The sequence below is a fragment of the Chryseobacterium sp. YR221 genome (assembly GCF_900176315.1).
Taxonomy (GTDB): domain Bacteria; phylum Bacteroidota; class Bacteroidia; order Flavobacteriales; family Weeksellaceae; genus Chryseobacterium; species Chryseobacterium rhizosphaerae.
On the sequence record NZ_FWXM01000002.1, the window covers coordinates 169,026 to 188,129 of the forward strand.

The 19,104-nt window shown below is 36.9% G+C and carries 18 protein-coding genes; 12 read left to right on the plus strand and 6 right to left on the minus strand.

The genetic code is table 11. The features are described from left to right. Nucleotides 1–9: 9 nt before the first annotated feature. Genes B8967_RS05745 through B8967_RS05760 form a run of 4 tightly spaced genes read left to right on the plus strand, consistent with a single transcriptional unit; the run spans nt 10 to nt 4,803 of the window. Nucleotides 10–1,440, plus strand: coding sequence for an anion permease (locus tag B8967_RS05745; protein ID WP_047492120.1), 1,431 nt, complete (start codon nt 10–12; stop codon nt 1,438–1,440). Nucleotides 1,441–1,456: 16 nt separating this feature from the next. Continuing rightward, entirely contained in the window at nt 1,457–2,113 is a 657-nt protein-coding gene (locus B8967_RS05750; RefSeq protein WP_047492118.1) for a succinate dehydrogenase cytochrome b subunit, read from the plus strand. Between the two features lie 10 nt (nt 2,114–2,123). Next, on the plus strand, nt 2,124–4,040 hold the full coding sequence (locus B8967_RS05755) for a fumarate reductase/succinate dehydrogenase flavoprotein subunit (RefSeq protein ID WP_084085863.1): 1,917 nt from the start codon (nt 2,124–2,126) through the stop codon (nt 4,038–4,040). Nucleotides 4,041–4,053: 13 nt separating this feature from the next. Next, entirely contained in the window at nt 4,054–4,803 is a 750-nt protein-coding gene (locus B8967_RS05760) for a succinate dehydrogenase/fumarate reductase iron-sulfur subunit (protein ID WP_047492116.1), read from the plus strand. A 115-nt stretch (nt 4,804–4,918) separates the two neighbouring features. Here B8967_RS05760 and B8967_RS05765 read toward each other — a convergent pair whose 3' ends face one another. Together B8967_RS05765 and B8967_RS05770 are read right to left on the minus strand one after the other, a co-directional pair. Next, nucleotides 4,919–5,878, minus strand: coding sequence for a hypothetical protein (locus B8967_RS05765; protein ID WP_084085125.1), 960 nt, complete (start codon nt 5,876–5,878; stop codon nt 4,919–4,921). Nucleotides 5,879–5,936: 58 nt separating this feature from the next. Next, nucleotides 5,937–6,950 carry a nucleoid-associated protein gene (locus B8967_RS05770; RefSeq protein ID WP_047492108.1) on the minus strand — a complete coding sequence of 338 codons (1,014 nt, stop codon included), beginning with the start codon at nt 6,948–6,950 and terminating at the stop codon, nt 5,937–5,939. 566 nt (nt 6,951–7,516) lie between these two features. Between B8967_RS05770 and B8967_RS22415 the strand changes: the two genes are divergently transcribed. From B8967_RS22415 to B8967_RS05780, 3 genes are all read left to right on the plus strand, one after another. Beyond that, nucleotides 7,517–7,678 (plus strand): hypothetical protein, encoded by a 162-nt coding sequence (locus tag B8967_RS22415; protein ID WP_167449368.1) that lies wholly within the window; start codon nt 7,517–7,519, stop codon nt 7,676–7,678. Between the two features lie 12 nt (nt 7,679–7,690). After that, entirely contained in the window at nt 7,691–8,047 is a 357-nt protein-coding gene (locus B8967_RS05775; RefSeq protein WP_047492105.1) for a DUF7674 family protein, read from the plus strand. 262 nt (nt 8,048–8,309) lie between these two features. After that, nucleotides 8,310–8,705 (plus strand): DUF7674 family protein, encoded by a 396-nt coding sequence (locus B8967_RS05780; RefSeq protein ID WP_047492103.1) that lies wholly within the window; start codon nt 8,310–8,312, stop codon nt 8,703–8,705. 113 nt (nt 8,706–8,818) lie between these two features. On the opposite strand, the gene B8967_RS05785 is transcribed toward B8967_RS05780, so the two are convergent. Then, a complete protein-coding gene (locus B8967_RS05785; RefSeq protein WP_084085127.1) occupies nt 8,819–9,337 on the minus strand; it encodes a thioredoxin family protein in 519 nt (172 codons plus the stop codon). A 135-nt stretch (nt 9,338–9,472) separates the two neighbouring features. Beyond that, nucleotides 9,473–10,582, minus strand: a complete 1,110-nt coding sequence (locus B8967_RS05790) for a heparan-alpha-glucosaminide N-acetyltransferase domain-containing protein (RefSeq protein WP_084085129.1) — start codon at nt 10,580–10,582, stop codon at nt 9,473–9,475. 488 nt (nt 10,583–11,070) lie between these two features. Between B8967_RS05790 and B8967_RS05795 the strand changes: the two genes are divergently transcribed. From B8967_RS05795 to B8967_RS05805, 3 genes are all read left to right on the plus strand, one after another. Next, nucleotides 11,071–11,859 (plus strand): helix-turn-helix domain-containing protein, encoded by a 789-nt coding sequence (locus tag B8967_RS05795; protein WP_084085131.1) that lies wholly within the window; start codon nt 11,071–11,073, stop codon nt 11,857–11,859. Nucleotides 11,860–11,947: 88 nt separating this feature from the next. Beyond that, on the plus strand, nt 11,948–12,367 hold the full coding sequence (locus B8967_RS05800) for a MauE/DoxX family redox-associated membrane protein (RefSeq protein ID WP_084085133.1): 420 nt from the start codon (nt 11,948–11,950) through the stop codon (nt 12,365–12,367). 19 nt (nt 12,368–12,386) lie between these two features. Further along, nucleotides 12,387–12,740 (plus strand): cupin domain-containing protein, encoded by a 354-nt coding sequence (locus B8967_RS05805; protein WP_084085135.1) that lies wholly within the window; start codon nt 12,387–12,389, stop codon nt 12,738–12,740. Nucleotides 12,741–12,878: 138 nt separating this feature from the next. On the opposite strand, the gene dnaK is transcribed toward B8967_RS05805, so the two are convergent. Both dnaK and B8967_RS05815 read right to left on the minus strand, forming a co-directional pair. Further along, nucleotides 12,879–14,780, minus strand: a complete 1,902-nt coding sequence (gene dnaK, locus B8967_RS05810; RefSeq protein ID WP_047492086.1) for a molecular chaperone DnaK — start codon at nt 14,778–14,780, stop codon at nt 12,879–12,881. Between the two features lie 191 nt (nt 14,781–14,971). Further along, nucleotides 14,972–15,625 (minus strand): porin family protein, encoded by a 654-nt coding sequence (locus tag B8967_RS05815; protein ID WP_084085137.1) that lies wholly within the window; start codon nt 15,623–15,625, stop codon nt 14,972–14,974. Between the two features lie 176 nt (nt 15,626–15,801). Between B8967_RS05815 and ppk1 the strand changes: the two genes are divergently transcribed. Together ppk1 and B8967_RS05825 are read left to right on the plus strand one after the other, a co-directional pair. Then, entirely contained in the window at nt 15,802–17,874 is a 2,073-nt protein-coding gene (gene ppk1, locus B8967_RS05820) for a polyphosphate kinase 1 (protein ID WP_047492083.1), read from the plus strand. After that, a complete protein-coding gene (locus tag B8967_RS05825) occupies nt 17,871–18,755 on the plus strand; it encodes a Ppx/GppA phosphatase family protein (RefSeq protein ID WP_084085139.1) in 885 nt (294 codons plus the stop codon). Before ppk1 ends, B8967_RS05825 begins: the two co-directional genes overlap by 4 nt. Nucleotides 18,756–19,104: the final 349 nt, after the last annotated feature.

Genomic DNA, 19,104 nt, shown 5'->3' on the forward strand with positions numbered 1-19,104 from the left:
GTTATTATCATGAAAGAAATTAATATCAAAAATGTAGCGATTACATTTATCGTGGCATTGATTATATGGTTCATTCCTGTACCCGAAGGTGTTACTCAGGATGCATGGCACCTGTTCGCCATCTTTGCTGCAACCATTTTAGGAATTATCCTTAAAGCTGCTCCCATGGGCACAATGTGTATGATGGCTATCGCATTTACGGCCCTTACACAGGTGGTGGCTCCGGGAGATGCCGGAAAATCAATCACCAAAGCCCTTTCAGGTTTTGGAGATAAAGTGATCTGGCTGATTGGGATTTCATTCTTTATAGCCAGAGGATTTATCAAAACAGGCCTTGGAAACCGCATTGCCTTTTTATTCATCAGGGTTTTCGGAAAAAGCTCATTAGGATTAGCATATGGGCTGGGCCTTGCAGATGTTTGTCTGGCACCGGCTATTCCGAGTAATACGGCAAGAGGTGGCGGAATTATCTACCCTATTATGAAATCTATGGCCATAAGCTTCGATTCCGTTCCTGAAAAACCCGAAACCCATAGAAAATTAGGTTCTTTTTTAACGCTGAACAGCTACTATATGAACCTCATCGCTTCTTCCATGTTTCTGACAGGTACGGCCAGTAACCCGATGTGTCAGAAATTTGCAGCCAACCTGGGTATTGATATTACCTGGATGTCCTGGGCAGCAGCCGGTTTCTTGCCTGGTGCCGTAGCATTCTTTGTCGTTCCTTTGGTTTTATACAAATTATATCCGCCGGAATTGAAAAAAACAGGAGATGCCCCGAAAATGGCTGCTCAGAAATTAAAAGAAATGGGACCTATCTCCCGAAACGAATGGCTGATGCTACTGGCGTTCTTCATCCTTTTAGCGCTTTGGATATTTGGGGGAACCTTATCTATTGATGCTACTACAACGGCATTTATTGGATTAACACTCTTATTATTAACCTCAGTTCTGACATGGGAAGATGTAAAAGGGGAAAAAGGAGCCTGGGATACTATTGTCTGGTTTGCTGTACTGGTAATGATGGCAAGTTCTTTGAATGAATTAGGCTTTATCGGATGGTTCAGTGACCTTATCAAAATGAAAATCGGAGGTCTCAGCTGGCAGGTAGCCTTCCCTGTCATTATCGTTGTGTATTTTTTCAGTCATTATATTTTTGCCAGTGCTACAGCTCACGTTGCAGCGATGTATGCTGCATTACTGGGAGTAGGTGTTTCTTTGGGAATTCCACCCATGTTACTTGCCATGATGCTTGGTTTCTTAGGTTCAATCTATGGTGTACTTACACATTACGGACACGGCCCTGCTCCGGTATTCTTCGGAAGCGGATATGTAGACCTGAAAGTCTGGTGGCTCAGAGGTCTCGAAATAGGGATTGTATTATTAATTATCTACATGGTTGTAGGAGGATTATGGATGAAAGTTTTAGGATATTATTAATTATAAAATCAAATTTATGTTATCAACATTGTTAAGAAAAATGCTGATGTGTCTTACGGGACTGTTTCTGGGGTTCTTTCTGCTGATTCATTTTCTGGGAAATCTCCAGCTGTTCCTTCCTCAGGAGCAGGCACATCTTCAGTTTAATGCCTATTCCCATTTTTTATCCGGAAATATCATTATCAAAATAGTGTCTTACGTTTTATATGCCAGTATTATTCTGCATGCCGTAGACGGATTGGTGATCACTCTAAAAAATAGAAAATCAGGAGGTGACTACCGGAATGACAGACGTGGAAGAGCCAGCCAATGGGCTTCCCGGAATATGGGAATCCTGGGAACATTGATTTTAATCTTCCTGGTGATTCATTTTCAAAACTTCTGGTATGTCTACAAATTCGGAAATCCACCTTTGGACGAGAATGGAAATAAAGACCTGTATATTCTGGTGGTTACAGTTTTTAAAGAGTGGTGGTATGTGCTCATTTATGTAGCATCTATGATTGCACTCTGCTATCACCTGATTCATGGAATACACAGTGCGGTAAGAACTCTGGGATTGTATCACCCTAAATTTGTAAAGTGGTTCAAGACCATTGGAATTGCTTATTCAATCATTATCAGCTTAGGTTTTGCCCTGATGCCGGTTTATGTATTCTTTACTTATCATTAAAAACCCCGTTATGATTTTAGATTCAAAAATACCACAAGGCCCATTAGAACAAAAATGGGATTACTATAAAAAGAAAGCCAGACTTGTAAACCCTGCCAACCGTAAAAAACTGGACGTGATTGTTGTGGGAACAGGATTGGCCGGAAGTTCTATTGCTGCATCTTTGGGTGAAATGGGATATAATGTCAAGTCATTCTGTTTTCAGGACAGTCCGAGAAGAGCTCACTCCGTAGCTGCACAGGGAGGGGTAAATGCCGCAAAAAATTATAAAAATGACGGTGACAGTGTTTACAGAATGTTTGTAGACACCCTGAAAGGAGGAGACTTCAGGGCCCGTGAAGCCAATGTTTACCGTATGGCTGAATGTTCTTTAAACCTCATCGATCAGGCCGTAGCACAAGGCGTTCCTTTTGGACGTGAGTATGGAGGCTATCTCAACAACCGTTCATTTGGTGGTGTTCAGGTGAGCCGGACATTCTACGCCAGAGGGCAAACCGGACAGCAGTTGCTTTTAGGAGCCTACCAGGCTTTGATGAGACAGGTTGGAAAGGGTTCTGTAGAACTTTTTTCAAGACATGAAATGCTCGATTTGGTGACTATTGACGGCAAAGCAAGAGGAATCATCGTAAGGAATTTAGATACCGGAGCAATTGAAAGACATGCGGCCCATGCTGTAGTACTGGCAACAGGAGGTTACGGAAAGATCTACTACCTTTCTACATTGGCTATGGGATGCAATGGCTCTGCCATCTGGAGAGCTCATAAAAAAGGAGCATTAATGGCTTCTCCAAGCTGGATTCAGGTGCACCCTACTTCCCTTCCACAATCCGGAGATTACCAGTCTAAATTAACCCTGATGTCCGAGTCTCTGCGTAACGACGGGAGAATCTGGGTCCCTGCTAAACTGGATGAAAACAGACAGCCTAACGATATTCCTGAAAATGAAAGGGATTATTATCTGGAAAGAAGATATCCCGCATTTGGAAATTTGGCGCCAAGAGATATTTCCTCCCGTGCTGCAAAAGAAAGAATCGATGCAGGATATGGGATAGGACCGTTAAAGAATGCTGTTTATCTTGATTTTTCAAAGGCTATTAAGGAACAGGGAAAAGATAAGATTAAAGAGAAATACGGAAATTTATTCGATATGTATCTTAAAATAACAGGATACGACGCATATAAAGAACCGATGATGATTTCTCCGTCTGCTCACTTTTCAATGGGAGGTCTTTGGGTAGACTATGAGCTGATGACTACCGTTCCGGGACTTTTTGCATTGGGAGAAGCCAATTTTGCAGATCATGGCGCCAATCGTTTAGGAGCAAACTCCCTTTTACAGGCTTCTGTAGATGGATACTTTATTGCTCCTTATACCATTGCCAATTACCTGGCAGATGAGATTCATACCGGAAAAATATCCCCGGATACGCCTGAGTTTGAACAGGCCGAAAATGCAGTTAAGAACCAGATTCGGGACCTGATCAATATCAAAGGAACCAAAACCGTAGATCATTTCCATAAAACGTTAGGAAAATTATTATATGACTATTGCGGACTGGCAAGAAATGAGGAAGGTCTGAAATATGCCATCGAGGAGATCAGAAAACTGAAACAGGAATTCTATAAAGAAGTAAAAGTTTCCGGACAGGGAGATCAAATGAATTCCGAACTTGAAAAAGCAGGCCGTGTTGCTGATTATTTTGAGATTGGCGAGCTTATGTGTTATGATGCATTAACCCGTAATGAATCCTGCGGTGCTCATTTCCGGGAAGAATTTCAAACACCGGATGGTGAAGCATTGAGAAACGATTCAGAATATCAGTTTATCTCTGCATGGGCTTGGGCAGGCGAAAACAAAGAACCTGAACTGATCAAAGAGCCCCTGATATTCGAAGAAATACAGCCAACGGTAAGAAGCTACAAATAAAAAACAAAAAATTATGGATTTACACCTTAAGATATGGAGACAGAAAGACAGACAAAGTGAAGGAAAACTGGTTAATTATGACCTGAAAGGATTAAATTCTCACATGTCTTTCTTAGAAATGCTTGATACGTTAAATGAAAAACTGATCACTGAAGGAGATGAACCCGTAGAATTCGATCACGACTGCCGTGAAGGGATCTGCGGACAGTGCGGAATGATGATTAATGGTATCGCTCATGGTCCTTTAAAAAATACGACTACTTGCCAGCTTCACCTGCGATCTTTTAAAGATGGGGAAACAATCTTGATAGAGCCTTTCCGGGCAGGCGCTTTTCCAGTGAAGAAGGATTTAAAGGTAGACCGTTCCGCTTTCGACAGAATTATTTCTTCAGGAGGTTTCGTATCTGTGAATACCGGTCAGGCTCCTGATGCCACGGCCATTCCGGTTACCCATCAGACTGCTGAAGAATCTTTTGACTCTGCAGCCTGTATCGGGTGTGGCGCTTGTGTGGCAACCTGTAAAAATGGAAGTGCCGCTTTATTTACCTCAGCAAAAATTACCCATATGGCTCTGCTTCCTCAGGGAAAAGAGGAAAGAAGCAAACGGGTATTGGATATGGTAGCCCAGATGGACAGCGAATTATTCGGACATTGCTCCAATACAGAAGCCTGTGAGGTAGAATGTCCACAGGGAATTTCTGTACTCAATATCGCCAGAATGAATTTTGAATACAACAGGTCGCTGTTTTTTCAGAAAAAATAAGTGAACAAAAAAATTATCATAAAAAGAGCGGATTTGTCCATTACAAATCCGCTCTTTTTTATCTTTAGATTGAACATGGGTTTTCCAGGTTCAATATGTTGTAGTATTCCTTTATTTAAACTCTGGGAATCGTAATTGTACCCGGATCATTCTCATCATATAAGATCTCAACAGCACCTTGTTTGGGAACTGAGGAAAGGTCCAGAAGTCTGATCACCTTTTTATAGACCGCAATATGTTCTTTTCCCTTAAAATCCTTAAAACTGACCTGAAACATAATCTGCGGCTGGTCATTAACTGTCAGCCCCGTCTGATTCACACTGATAATCTGTGCTTCGGCACTTCTTCCCACAAAGAGGATACGTTCTTCTTTTTTGTTCTTAAAAAACTTCCTTATAATCAGCTGAAAAACCAATACATAAATAAGGGTCATCACTCCACTGAAAATAATAGGATGCATAAAAGTGAGAAACTGCCAGCCAAAATCAAAGGATTCCCGCCTATAGAAATAAGAGTACAGACCGATAATATAAGCGATTAACAATATGATAAATACTATTCTTAAAACCATTCCCGATGCATTGAAACTAACCTTTTGATCACTTAAAATGAAGTAAGGTTCCTGTGAAACATTAGGATTCAACAATACCTTCACATGATTTCCTACATCAAACCTTTTTTCCTGTGGCTTGGAATCATGAAACATCATCTCATGTTCAATCATGGTATTCCTAAGGTTGGGAAATGAAAGAACAATCTGAATAGCATTCATATTGGTTTTCGGAAAGTATTTTAAAAGCTGGTAACGCATTACCTTAGCCTCTCTGGGAATACCATTTCTCAGAATGGAATGAATGGTGTTCCTCTGCTTAAAAGTTTTAATGAAAAGAGTATTAATGAAGAATACGAGAATATATCCCCATAGTAATAAAGAAAGACCGAGATATCCATAGCTCACCGCTAATGAATTTCTCGGTCCTGTTGCGACTTCCTCCGTCACCATATAAATGAAAATCGGAAAAGGTACGCAGAAGAAAAAGAGGAAAGCTCCCCAGAAAACGATCATAAACTTCATAACTGCTATTTTGTAATCAGCAATAAAGTTATGATATTATTTAATGAATTGATTTCTATTATACTTCTTTTTCAAAATAAAGTCTGTAGTATTTTCCTTTATCATCCTCCCCTGTTTCAATTTTCTGTCTGTCCCCGTGGATATAGATATGGAAATTTTTATCAAGTTTAATGATGCTTTTGAAATGTCTCTGGGTTTTCTTTACAGCGGCTTCACTGATGGGGAATTCCTCAGCAATATTCACCTGCATATCCTGCTCATAATCTGTTTTAAAATTCACAAAACTTTCAATGACGTGCTCGTCTCCCAATACTTCACTGGCAAACTCATCCAGCTTAAACTCTTCTTTCTCCTTGAAGAAATTAATAGATTTATTAAGGAAATCTGCCTGATCAGCTTTAGAAACTTCAAATTCCTGTGGAAGTTGCTTGGTGATATAATCTTTATAGACCATCAACGCTTCCTGAGTATGGAAATATTCATCATCGCGCTGCTTTACTTTCAGGAAATCTTCAAACCAGTAATACATATCTCCGTTTTTGTTGTTGTCAACTACCGAAAGTACATAGCCTGTATTTTTATCATTATTATAGATTAAAGCTGCCTTATCAATTTTGGATAAGCCGATTCCCTGATCTTTTTCAATATCAAATGTTTCTTCTGTAGGATTAATTTTCAGGAAAGATTCTCTTTTTTCGGTTTTGAAGATCCCTATCTTATCCACTCTGTCCGGACGATCACTTTCATCTTCAAAAAGTACAATAAACAGCTCTCCACTTTGAACTCTAGGGTTCTCCGCTGCTTCGAAAAGGTGTTTTGCAATATTTTCAGATTCCCATATAAATTTGGCCTTATCTTCAAAAATTTCAGAAACCGCACTGTAAACCGGATTGTTTACCAGATAGGTATCACTGTAAAAATGAAAAGTTTCTTCTGATTTGAATGATCCTAAAAAGTAATCTTCAAGCAATTCTGCCATTCCTTCCTCCAGCTTCAATTCCTCCTGGGAAAGCGTTAAGGAATCTCCATTGATTTTATTTCCGACTCTGTGTACTATAATTTTTGAAAACATCTTCTGAATATTTGGACTGCAAAGATATTCATTCTATTCTTTCCATCATATAGATACACCTGTGTAAAATTGTCACAAAAATGGGTCAAAAAAATGGCCGATCAAAATCACAATAAACTGATAATCAAATAAATACTCGTTTAATCATTTCAGTCAAATTTACAAAATAAAAATTAAAATACTGATTATCAATAAATTGAATTATTTAATTTGTGTCCTTTCTAAAATTTTAGTCAAAAAATACTTTTCCAGAAAATTTTTTATGACAAATTGTAAAATCCTTCTGAAACAAGTAATTATAGAATTTATCAAGGTTTCTGTGATTCAGTACTTGGGAATTGAACAAACATTGATGGAAGAAACAATTCTAATTTTTGAATTCATCAAAAATAAAATTTCACTTTAGAAAATTTATTTCATTTTGATAAAATCCTTATCATTTTGACATGCTTTTTCAATTCTAAAAGCTCAATAAAATCAATATAACAGACTGTATTACAATTAAATAAACACAATCAAACTCCAAAGGAACAGTCTTGGCATCATTAGTTTCAAAACATACAAAAATGGACTTAAAAACATTAAACAGAATAGACAAGTTGAGAAGATTAAAAAGCAGAGGACCAAAAACTCCGAAATGGCTGAAACCCTATCACCTGCTTTTCTTTGCTTTTTTAACCGTTTTTATTTTTGGTGCTATCATCAAAATACTGGAACAAAATCATTAAAATCATAATAATATGAACTATTTACAGGCTGCACAGGAAATCACAGAACTCGTTCCCGACTTTGAACGTGAACTGAAAGAGGAGAAAAATCAAAATCCTTATGCTATAGTCCGGGCTTTCACCGAACGTATTAAAAATATGATCCGCCAGAATGACAGAAATCTGTTGCTGAGGAGTTTACAGAAGATGGACAAAATGTACAGCGATGGAGATACAGTCCTAAAAAATGCTATTGAGAATACTTTTATCTATTCTCTGGACAATTTTACAGCATTCTGCAGTGAAGAATATAAAAAAATGATCTTTAGTCATATTTCCATAGACCTACAAAAGATCTATTCAAGACAAATTTACAGTCACGGGATATAAGTTTATTACATTTTTGACCCGTTTCATTACAAAGTGTTTAAATTAAACAAAAATCAAAATAACTCACAATCAATAGATTATGAAAAATAAAATAAGAAAAATTTCAGATTGGAAAACCTGGAAAACCACGACTAACAGACACAATTCCGAGATATTACTCACTCACATTGCTGTGATTGTAAGTGTTTTCATTTTTGCAGCATGTTTATAAATTTTGGTATACATTTCGCTGCAATACTAAGTGTTTGAAAAATTCTAAATTATGATGAAAGTACAAATGCAAACTATTAATCAAAAAATAGCTGTTGAATACTTAAAATTTTTCTATCCGCCCCTTCGCAGGGAAATCACACAGTTATCTGTTCAGGATAATTTTGCAGGAATCATGCAGGCTACCGTTAATTACCTGAAGGGTCTTTTGCAGGAATCGAAGATCAGCATTATAGCTCATCACATCAAACTCATGGACGGGCTTTACAGGAATGGAAATTCTTATGTAAGAACGATGATCGAAAATATCTTCATCAGGTCTTTTGAGAGCTTTAAAAAGCATGCTAAAATCCAGCATTGGAAGCTTCTTTACCGTTATATGCCCGTAAGTTTCCAGATCATCTATACTGAACAGCAAAAACAGGATCAGATCTACTTTGGTAAATAAAATAGTTTAATTTGAAAAGACTCCCCGGACAACTTTTGTTGTTCGGGGAGTTATATTTTATGGAAATTAGGGAAGGAACATAAAAAATCCCAGGCGTCTAACCCGGGATTTTTCTAATTATCTTTTTTAGTAAAAACATTCTCAATGATCTGAAGCTCTTCTTTACTCAGTTTTGAGCTTTTCTTCAGTTTTGCACTAAAAATGGCAACTTCCTCAGGGGTAGAGGGTGACCCCAGATTTTGTTTCTTGTCATCAAAAGAATCGGCAAGCACTTCTCCTTTAGGATTTAAGATCAGCCAGAAAGGAAGTCCGGCATTCTCTCCTTTGTATTTATTCATCAGCTCCTGTCCGCCCGGATTTTCCAGCGCTTTCTTTTCTCCTCTTTCCTGAACATCTACATATGCGGTAACAAAATTCTTTTCAAAAATAGGTTTGGTTTCCGGAAGGTTCATATTTTTCTCCATAACTTTACACCACTTGCACCATGAAGCATGAAACACCAGCAATACATTTTTATGGCTTACTTTAGCTTCTTTAAACGCTTTATCTAATACGATACCTGCCTTCTCCTGTGCCAGACCTAACTGAAAGAACAGTAAGGCAGCCACCACAATAATTTTAGAATATTTCATTAATACTTTTGTTTTTTATCTACACGAATGTAAGTATTTTACAAGAAATATGGTAATCACATTATTGTATTTCTTGTAAAATATTAATATCCGGTGTGGTATCCCTTTTTTCTGAAACCCAATAAGCATTCAGTATTATTTCAGAGCGGTTTCATCCATTGATGCTCTTCTAAAGAGAACTAATGTTTTCTTCTTTCTTAGTATATCTAATGAAATCTGAACGGCAAATGTGAGGACAATATAAAACAGGATCAGTACAAGCACATACCCAATTCCATGTTGTCTATACCCGAAGATACCTTTACCCCAGGAAATTAATATCCATTGTATCATATACATTGATGTTAGATTTTTACTGCAGTATTTTAAAATTCTGATCGCATTATTTTCTTTCGTATGTAAGGTGATCCTAAAAATAAGCCACAGAAAAACTAATGTCCATCCTGCAAAATAAATAACACCTCCGGGTCCCATGTGATAAAAACCATTGTAGTGGTATTCACCATATAAGAAAACCAAAGGAGCCCCAATGGCTATAAACAACAGTCCTACATATAGCATATTTCTAAACAGCTGCCTGCTGTTATGATTAAGTTCCACAAACCATTTACCAAAAAACATCCCGATAATAATAAAAGACATCCATGGGAAAACAGGAAAATAAACATAGGCAGGGTAATCATTATTAAAAAGAAGGTCTAAAACATAATTAATAACAGGATAATCCATATTGATTCCACTTACCTCCCGGGATACAAGCGCTACCAATAATCCTATCGCAAGAATTACATATTTATTTTTGACATATTCTCTGATAAAGCCTACGAATAGTAAAGACATCCCCGCTAACTGCAAAATATCACCCAACAACACCAGATACACATATTGTTGTTCTATGGGAGCGTGCCAGCCATATTTTTGGATAAAATTATCCGGAGCAAAATTAAAAATCACAGGGATCATAAACTTCATAAAATTCATAAAAAGGCCTGCAAATACGAGTAAAACTCCGCGCTTTAATGCACTCTTAAGGCTTTGATGGCTCGACGTCATAAACGTTATTCCCATACAGATCAGAAAGATGGAAGTTCCTCTTCCCAAAAACACAATAAAACTTCCAATAACCGACTCTGATTGTGATTTTACATTCGCAAATATGAGTAAGGTATGTATAATCACCATTCCTATAACACTCATTCCTTTTATTAAATCCAGTGCCAGGATCCTTTTGCTTTGTTGTTCCATAATTTTTTTAGTTTTTAAAGCGTAAGCTGCATTTCACATAGGGAATTACACTTTTTGAGTGTACCCGGCAGCCATTTTTGTAGTAATCTTAAAATTTCGTTAGTTTATTTTTTTGATAACAAATAATCCACTTGTTCATGAATTCCTTATTTCACAGGGATTGTATGTCATTTTTATTTTTCTGTATTAATATTTTTTATTTATTCTAAATAAAAACAAATATATAAATTAAACGTAAATAATTGATTTCATTATTATGATTTTCATCAAAAACACAAAACATACTGAATATCAAATAATTAAATACATAAAAAAGAAGTACTACAACATCTTTTACAGCTCCAACAGAAGTTTCAACAGCTATAAAAGCAACTTAGCTAAAAGTTTAAAAAATAATGGGTATATATCATCTTTACATGAGCAATTTTGTAATTTAGTCTGAGCTAAACCAAAAACTGAAAATCAGAAGCTATCGATATATTCCTATTATGATTGAAATAAAAAAATATTCACATCAGGCGGGACATCCTGAGCCAAGACGGATTATAAAATATACACTCTTCTGGTGCCAAAGCGGAAGTGCAGAAATTCTGATTGATGAAAACACCTTTATCCTGAAAGCCGGACAGACCATCACGATTACTTCCGGACAGTTCCACCAGCTCATGATGGCAGAAGGAGAACTGACTGTCCTGGAATTTACTCTGGATTTTTTCAGTAAAAGTGACCGTGATATTGAACTTATTTTCCACAACGGTCTTTTTTGTCATTTTGGAATGAATGAAATGATCAGCATTCAGCATCCATCTTTTTTTACAGAAACCCTCAGCCGGATTGAAAAAGAAATTGAAGAAAAACCCTATCAATATCTGATCTCCACCCACTCCTTAATTGAACTATTATTAGTAGAAATCAACCGCAGTAAAATTGCCAACAGAGATGAAATCTGGAAACCCGACGCTTTGTTTTTAAAATTCCTTGAAAGCGTACGGAATCATTTTGCTGACAATTATCCGGTATCTCGTTTTGCCGATCTATTGGGGACTACTGAAGCTAAACTGAATGAGGTTTCAAAACTGCATACCCATAAAACGGCACAGAATGTCATCTACAGCCTTGTTATTTCCGAAGCGAAAAGACTTTTACTTTATGAAAAGTTGAGTGTAAAGGAAATTGCTTACCAGCTTGGGTTTAATGATCCTTTTTATTTTTCCAATTTCTTTAAAAAGCATACTTCTCACTCTCCAAAAGACTATCAGAAAGCAGTGAAAAACTAAAATATTATATGCTTTTCCCGGAATTCTCTATTCTTTAGAAGGTCTCTTTCCCTGAACTTTGTACTTATAATTAAGACTTAAAATAAGTATGAAAACTCAACAGAACATAGCCGTCTTCTCATTAAGAATAGCATTAGCCGCAGGATTTTTATCGGCGACAGCAAGCAGATTAAACCTTTGGGGATCTCAATCTTCCGGCTGGAAAAACTTTGTACACTATACCGCAGAAACCAATTCTTTTTTACCTCAGTCTCTTGCGCCGGGCATTGCAATATTATCCACGGTTGCCGAAGTATTGATCGGGATCTTACTTCTTGTAGGATATCGTATCAAGAAAGTTGCCTTTTGTGCATCTATACTCACCCTATTATTTACTGTTGCCATGAGTATTTCCTTTGGACTTAAAGAACCTCTGGATTATTCGGTTTTTGTTTTCAGTGCCGGGGCATTTCTGCTGAGCACTTTCTCTCATTACAAATGGACCTTAGAACAATTTCTACCTCAATAACAATTTAAAATGTAATATTATGAACACAAACATTCACGATTATATCGTAAAAACAGAACAGAAAGAATGGCAACCTCTCATTGAAAAAGGAATTTATTACGAAGGTATTTTCGTAAAATCGCTGAAATTTGATCCGGAGAAAAACCGCTCTACCACTATTCTTTTAAAATTTGAACCCGGAGCAAGTTATCCTTATCACAATCACCCTGCCGGAGAAGAGCTTTTCATCTTAGAAGGAAGTGCCCACATAGCAGGTGCCCAATTGGAAAAAGGAGATTATCTATATACTCCGCCTACTTTTAAGCATTCTGTGACCTCTGAAAATGGCTGCACGATTCTCTTTATTGTTCCTGAAGAAGTTGAAATTCTTTAAATCTGATTATTTACACAGCCCTTTGTAAAATAAATTTATACATTAAGACCTTTATTATCAATCATAAAAAACCGCAGCAAACAATGTTTACTGCGGTCTTTATTTATAAATAGATGTTCGTATTTCTTACTACATCGATTATTTTACTTCTTCGAAGTCTGCATCCTGTACATCTTCACCTCCTGCATTGCTACCTCCAGGGTTTTGAGCTCCTGCTCCTGCATCAGCACCCGGTTGTTGACCTGCTGCATACAATTCTTCAGAAGCGGCCATCCATGCTGCATCTAAAGCTTCAGTTTTAGCTTTTACATCATCAACATTTTTAGCTTCGAAAGCTGTTTTCAATTCTGTGTGAGCTGCTTCAATAGCTGCTTTTTTGTCAGCAGAAAGCTTTTCACCGAATTCTTTCAACTGCTTTTCAGTCTGGAAGATCAATCCGTCAGCTTTGTTGAAAATTTCAACTTCTTCTTTTTTCTTAGCATCCGCTGCAGAGTTCTCCTGAGCTTCTTTTTTCATTCTTTCAATTTCCTCGTCAGAAAGACCTGAAGAAGCCTGAATTTTGATTGTTTGCTCTTTACCTGTACCTTTATCTTTAGCAGATACACTTAAGATACCGTTTGCATCAATATCGAAAGTTACTTCAATTTGAGGAACTCCTCTTGGTGCTGGTGGAATATCTGTAAGATCAAATCTACCGATTTCTTTGTTGTCGTTGAACATAGATCTTTCTCCCTGTCCTACTCTGATGCTTACAGCTGGCTGATTGTCAGAAGCTGTAGAGAATACCTCAGATTTTTTAGTTGGGATTGTAGTATTCGCTTCAATTAATTTAGTGAATACAGAACCCATAGTTTCGATACCTAAAGAAAGTGGAGTAACGTCAAGAAGTAATACGTCTTTTACGTCTCCTGTCAATACACCTCCCTGGATAGCTGCACCAATTGCTACAACCTCATCCGGGTTAACACCTTTAGAAGGTTTTTTACCGAAGAATTTTTCTACTTCTTCCTGGATAATTGGGATTCTTGTAGAACCTCCTACCAAGATTACTTCGTCAATATCAGAAGTTGATAAACCTGCATCTTTTAATGCTTTAGCAACCGGTTCCATAGATCTTCTTACCAAATCAGCAGATAATTGCTCAAATTTAGCTTTAGTTAAAGATTTCACTAAGTGTTTAGGACCTGTAGCTGTAGCTGTAATATATGGTAAGTTGATTTCAGTCTGAGCAGAAGAAGATAATTCAACTTTTGCTTTTTCAGCAGCTTCTTTCAATCTTTGAAGAGCAATAGCGTCTGTTTTTAAATCTACACCTTCTTCAGCTTTGAACTCATCAGCCATCCAGTTGATGATCACATCATCAAAGTCATCACCTCCTAAGTGAGTATCTCCGTTTGTAGATAATACTTCAAATACACCATCTCCCAAATCAAGGATAGAGATATCGAAAGTACCACCACCAAGGTCATATACTGCGATTTTTTGATCTTTATGGTTTTTATCAAGACCGTACGCTAACGCTGCAGCTGTAGGTTCGTTGATAATTCTTTCTACTTTAAGACCTGCAATTTCACCAGCTTCTTTAGTAGCCTGTCTTTGCGCGTCATTGAAGTATGCAGGAACAGTAATTACCGCTCTTGTTACTTCTTGCCCAAGGTAGTCCTCAGCAGTTTTCTTCATTTTCTGAAGAGTCATTGCAGAAATTTCCTGTGGAGTATATTCTCTATCGTCAATTTTTACTTTTACCGTATCGTTTGGTCCGCTTACTACTTCATATGGTACTCTTGAGATTTCTTTAGCATCTTCTTTAAAGTGAGTTCCGATAAATCTTTTGATAGAGTATACAGTTTTCTTTGGATTCGTTACAGCCTGTCTTTTTGCAGGATCACCTACTTTTCTTTCACCATCTTCTGTAAATGCTACAATAGAAGGTGTTGTTCTTTTACCTTCTGCATTTGGGATAACAACAGGGTCTTTACCCTCCATAACAGCAACACAAGAGTTGGTTGTTCCTAAGTCAATTCCAATTATTTTACTCATAATATTTTATTTTTTCTAATTTTTAAGTTTAATTTACACTCTCAATTTCTCAATATCTGTACCATTCAAAGATTTGTGACAAAATGACACAATAAAAATAAAAACCCCGTTACATCGAGGTTTTCTATAGATTAATATGGAAATTTTTTCAGATAATCAGCAGACAATAGCTAGCATTGGTGCGGGAAAATTTAAAAAACATAGCCTACAGATATTCCAAGATTGGAATTATATATTTTAGGGGCATCCTGAAAATTCAAAGAATTGGAAGCATATACTGCAGTGCTTTTATAAATTTTTGTCATTCCAACATAATATCCCACTGAGGCCAGATAATGTTTTGCGAAAATATACTGTGCTTTTACTTTTATTCCGGCATCAAATTGCTGCATATTATCCGGTTTTTGTTTCGTTGTCCCATTGATGCTCTGGTTATATTCAAGTTCCTTATTGATTAAAATTCCAATTTCCGGTCCTAAAGAAACAGAAAGGTCATTTATAGGATGATAGCTGAACAATACGGGCAGTCTCAGATAATCTGCTTTTAATTTCCCACTTAATGAAAATGAGGAAGGGTTCATATCATTGATCTTATAAGGAATATTGGCATTAAAATCTGATCCCATCTGTGAATAGGCCAGCTCTACATCAATAGAAATTTTATCAGACAGATAATTCCAGATAAAACCACCGGCATGAAATCCTGTTCTGGAAGAGAAACCGTCCGCATCAGAGCCTGAAAGACTGCTGATATTGACTCCTGCAAAAAGACCGTATCTCTGTTTTTGCTGGGCATTCATTACCCCCACAGAAAGTAATACACTCAGTACAATTGTTTTTTTCATGATATTTAGTTATTAGAATATAAAAAACACACTGATTCACAATGATCTCCGGATAATTATTATCAACCCAGGAGCAATAATTCACTCTTCCTTAAAAATTAATCAAAGTTTAACCTTATAAATAGAGTCAGAAACTTTACGAATTATTATTTTTGATAAATTATATACATTTAAGAATGTCATTACACTTTAATCCGCGAGATATTACATGGCTTGCCTTCAATGAAAGAGTTTTACAGGAGGCTATGGACGAGAAAGTTCCTCTTCATTTAAGAATACGTTTCCTCGGCATTTTTTCCAATAATCTGGATGAATTTTTCAGAGTACGTGTTGCCGGATTAAAGCGTGCCATGGATTTTAAGGAAAAAGTGATTGCTGAATCTTTCTATCAGCCTCCTTCCAAAATTCTTCAGCACATTAACGATATTGTGATGAGGCACCAGCTGAATTTTGATAAAACCTGGAAAAAAATCCAGGCAGAAATGGCTGACCATAAAGTTTTCATTAAGAATTCTAAAAATCTGACTGCCAAACAAAAGGAATTTGTCAGAAATTATTTTGATGAAGTGGTGGAATCTAATGTGATCCCTATCCTGCTTCATGAGAATACTCCCATGCCCTATCTAAGAGATAAAAGTCTTTATCTGGGTGTTGCCATGAGAAAAAAAGACTGGCAGTATTCCAGTAACTATGCCATTATTGAGATTCCTTCAAGATTTGTCGGAAGATTTGTACTGCTTCCTACTGAAGATCCGGAAGAGAAAAATGTAATGCTGTTGGAAGATGTCATCACCTTCAACTTACCCCATATTTTCTCTTATTTCGGTTATGATGAATTTGCAGCCAATGCTTTTAAAGTAACAAAAGATGCTGAACTGGACCTGGATAATGACATCCGTACCAACTTCGCAGAAAAAATAGAAAAAGGACTCAAAAACAGGAGAAAAGGAAAACCTACCCGTTTTGTGTTTGATAAAGATATGGATAAGGCACTCCTGGAGCTCCTGATCAGAAAGCTTAACCTTACCAAAAAAGACAGTATTATTCCGGGAGGAAAAATCCATAACTTCAAACATTTCATGGACTTTCCCGATGTTTTTGAGACCTATGCAAGACCCGAGGAAAGAACTTCTTTCACCCATCAGGCTTTTGAACACGGTGAAAGGGTAACAGACGTCATTTTAAAAGAAGATATACTGCTTACTTTTCCTTACCATAAATATAATCCGGTCATCGATCTTCTTCGTGAAGCTGCTATGGACCCGGATGTAAAATCTATACAGATCACAGCCTACCGTATGGCAAGCAGCTCAAAGATCATCAATGCGTTGATCTATGCCGCAAGAAATGGCAAAGAAGTAACGGTCATGCTGGAGCTTCAGGCAAGATTTGATGAAGAATCCAATCTGAAATGGAAAGACATGCTGGAACCCGAAGGAATTACAGTATTGGTGGGACTTCCCAACAAAAAAGTACATGCCAAACTTTGTGTGATCAAAAAAAGAGCCCATAACAAAACCATTCAGTATGGATTTGTAAGCACCGGAAATTTCAACGAAAAAACAGCCAGAATCTATGGAGATCATCTGTTGCTGACAGCTGACCGTGGCATTATGGCAGACATCAATAAAGTCTTCAATGTCCTGAAAAAACCAAAAGATGATTATCTTCCGGTATTGAAAACCTGCAAAAATCTATTGGTTTGTCCACAATTTATGCGTGAAAAAATCATTCACCATATTGATAAAGAAATTGAAGAGGCTAAAGCCGGAAGAAAAACCGAAATTATTGTTAAAGCCAATTCTCTAAGTGACAGGTCTTTAATTGAAAAACTTTATGAGGCCGCAAAAGCAGGAGTAATGACAAAGCTTATTGTAAGAGGAATCTACTGCGCCGTCAATCAAAAAGACTTTAAAGAAAAAATAAAAGCGATAAGTATCGTTGATGAATATCTGGAACATGCCAGAGTAATGTATTTTTACAATAAAGGCTCTGAGGACATCTACATCTCTTCTGCAGACTGGATGACCCGAAACCTCGATTACAGAATTGAGGCAGCAGCAAGAATTACAGATAAAAATCTAAAAAAAGAAATTAAAGATATCCTCGACATTCAGCTCAGAGACAATGTAAAAGCCCGGATTTTAGATAAGAAACTGAGCAACGAATATGTAAGAAATGACAAGAAAGAATGTCGCTCTCAAATAGAAACCTATAAATATTTAAAAGCTAAAACCAACAAAAAATGAAGATCGCAGCGATAGACATAGGAAGTAACGCAGCCAGACTTCTTATTAATGAAGTAAAAATAAATAATAGAAAACCTGAATTCATTAAACTCAACCTCTTAAGAATCCCTCTGAGGCTGGGAATGGATGTGTTCACCATTGGAAAAATAGGCAGCGAAAGGGAAAAAATGGTCATCGATTCCATGAAGATCTTTAGCGACCTCATGAAGATCTATAAAGTAGACCATTACAGGGCTTGTGCTACAAGTGCCATGCGTGATGCTGCAAACGGTGATGAAATCATCAGACAGGTGCAGGAGACATCCGGAATCAATATAGAAATTATCTCCGGAGATGAAGAGGCTACCCTGATCTATGAAAACCACGTAGCTGAAGGGCTCGACAAAGATTTTGCTTATTTATACATCGATGTAGGTGGAGGTTCTACAGAACTTACCTTCTACGAAAACGGTAAAATGCTCTACGAAAGATCCTTTAATATCGGAACCATCCGTCTGCTTAATGACCTTGTCACGGCAGACAACTGGAAAGAGATGAAAGAAGAGATCAAAAAAAATATTGTCAGTAAAAAACCTATTGTTGCTATAGGTTCTGGAGGAAATATCAACAAAATTTTCTCCATGAGCAAAACAAAAGAAGGCAAACCAATGTCTTTATCTCATCTTAAAAAGGTATATAAGGAATTTAATGAACTTTCAGTAGAAGAAAGGATGACAAACTATAGCCTGAGAGAAGACCGAGCAGATGTTTTAGTTCCTGCCTTACGCATTTTCAACAATGTAATGTCATGGTCCGATATCAACAGGATTTTCGTTCCTAAGATCTCTGTGGCAGATGGATTGATCCAGAATATTTACAGTCAGCTACAGCATAAAGAATAATTTTCACAATATTATATTTGAAAACCGGGCCGTATTGGTCCGGGTTTTCTTTTTTTGAAGCTATTCCTGCTTTCCGCTGTATCTTTTTCTACAGCCACTTTTTAAAGCCATTCCGGAAAAAGGATGTCGCTGCAATCAGGGCTATGAAATTCTCATTCATCATCTAAAATTTAAGTTTGGGCTAAAGCCCAATGAATTGTATTTATCTATGAAAGCGGACTAAAGTCCGCTCCTATTGAATTTTAATATCCAATATCTTTATTCTTTATTCTTTATTCTTTATTCTTTATTCTTTATTCTTTATTCTTTATTCTTTATTCTTTATTCTTTAAACAAAAAAAAATCCCTA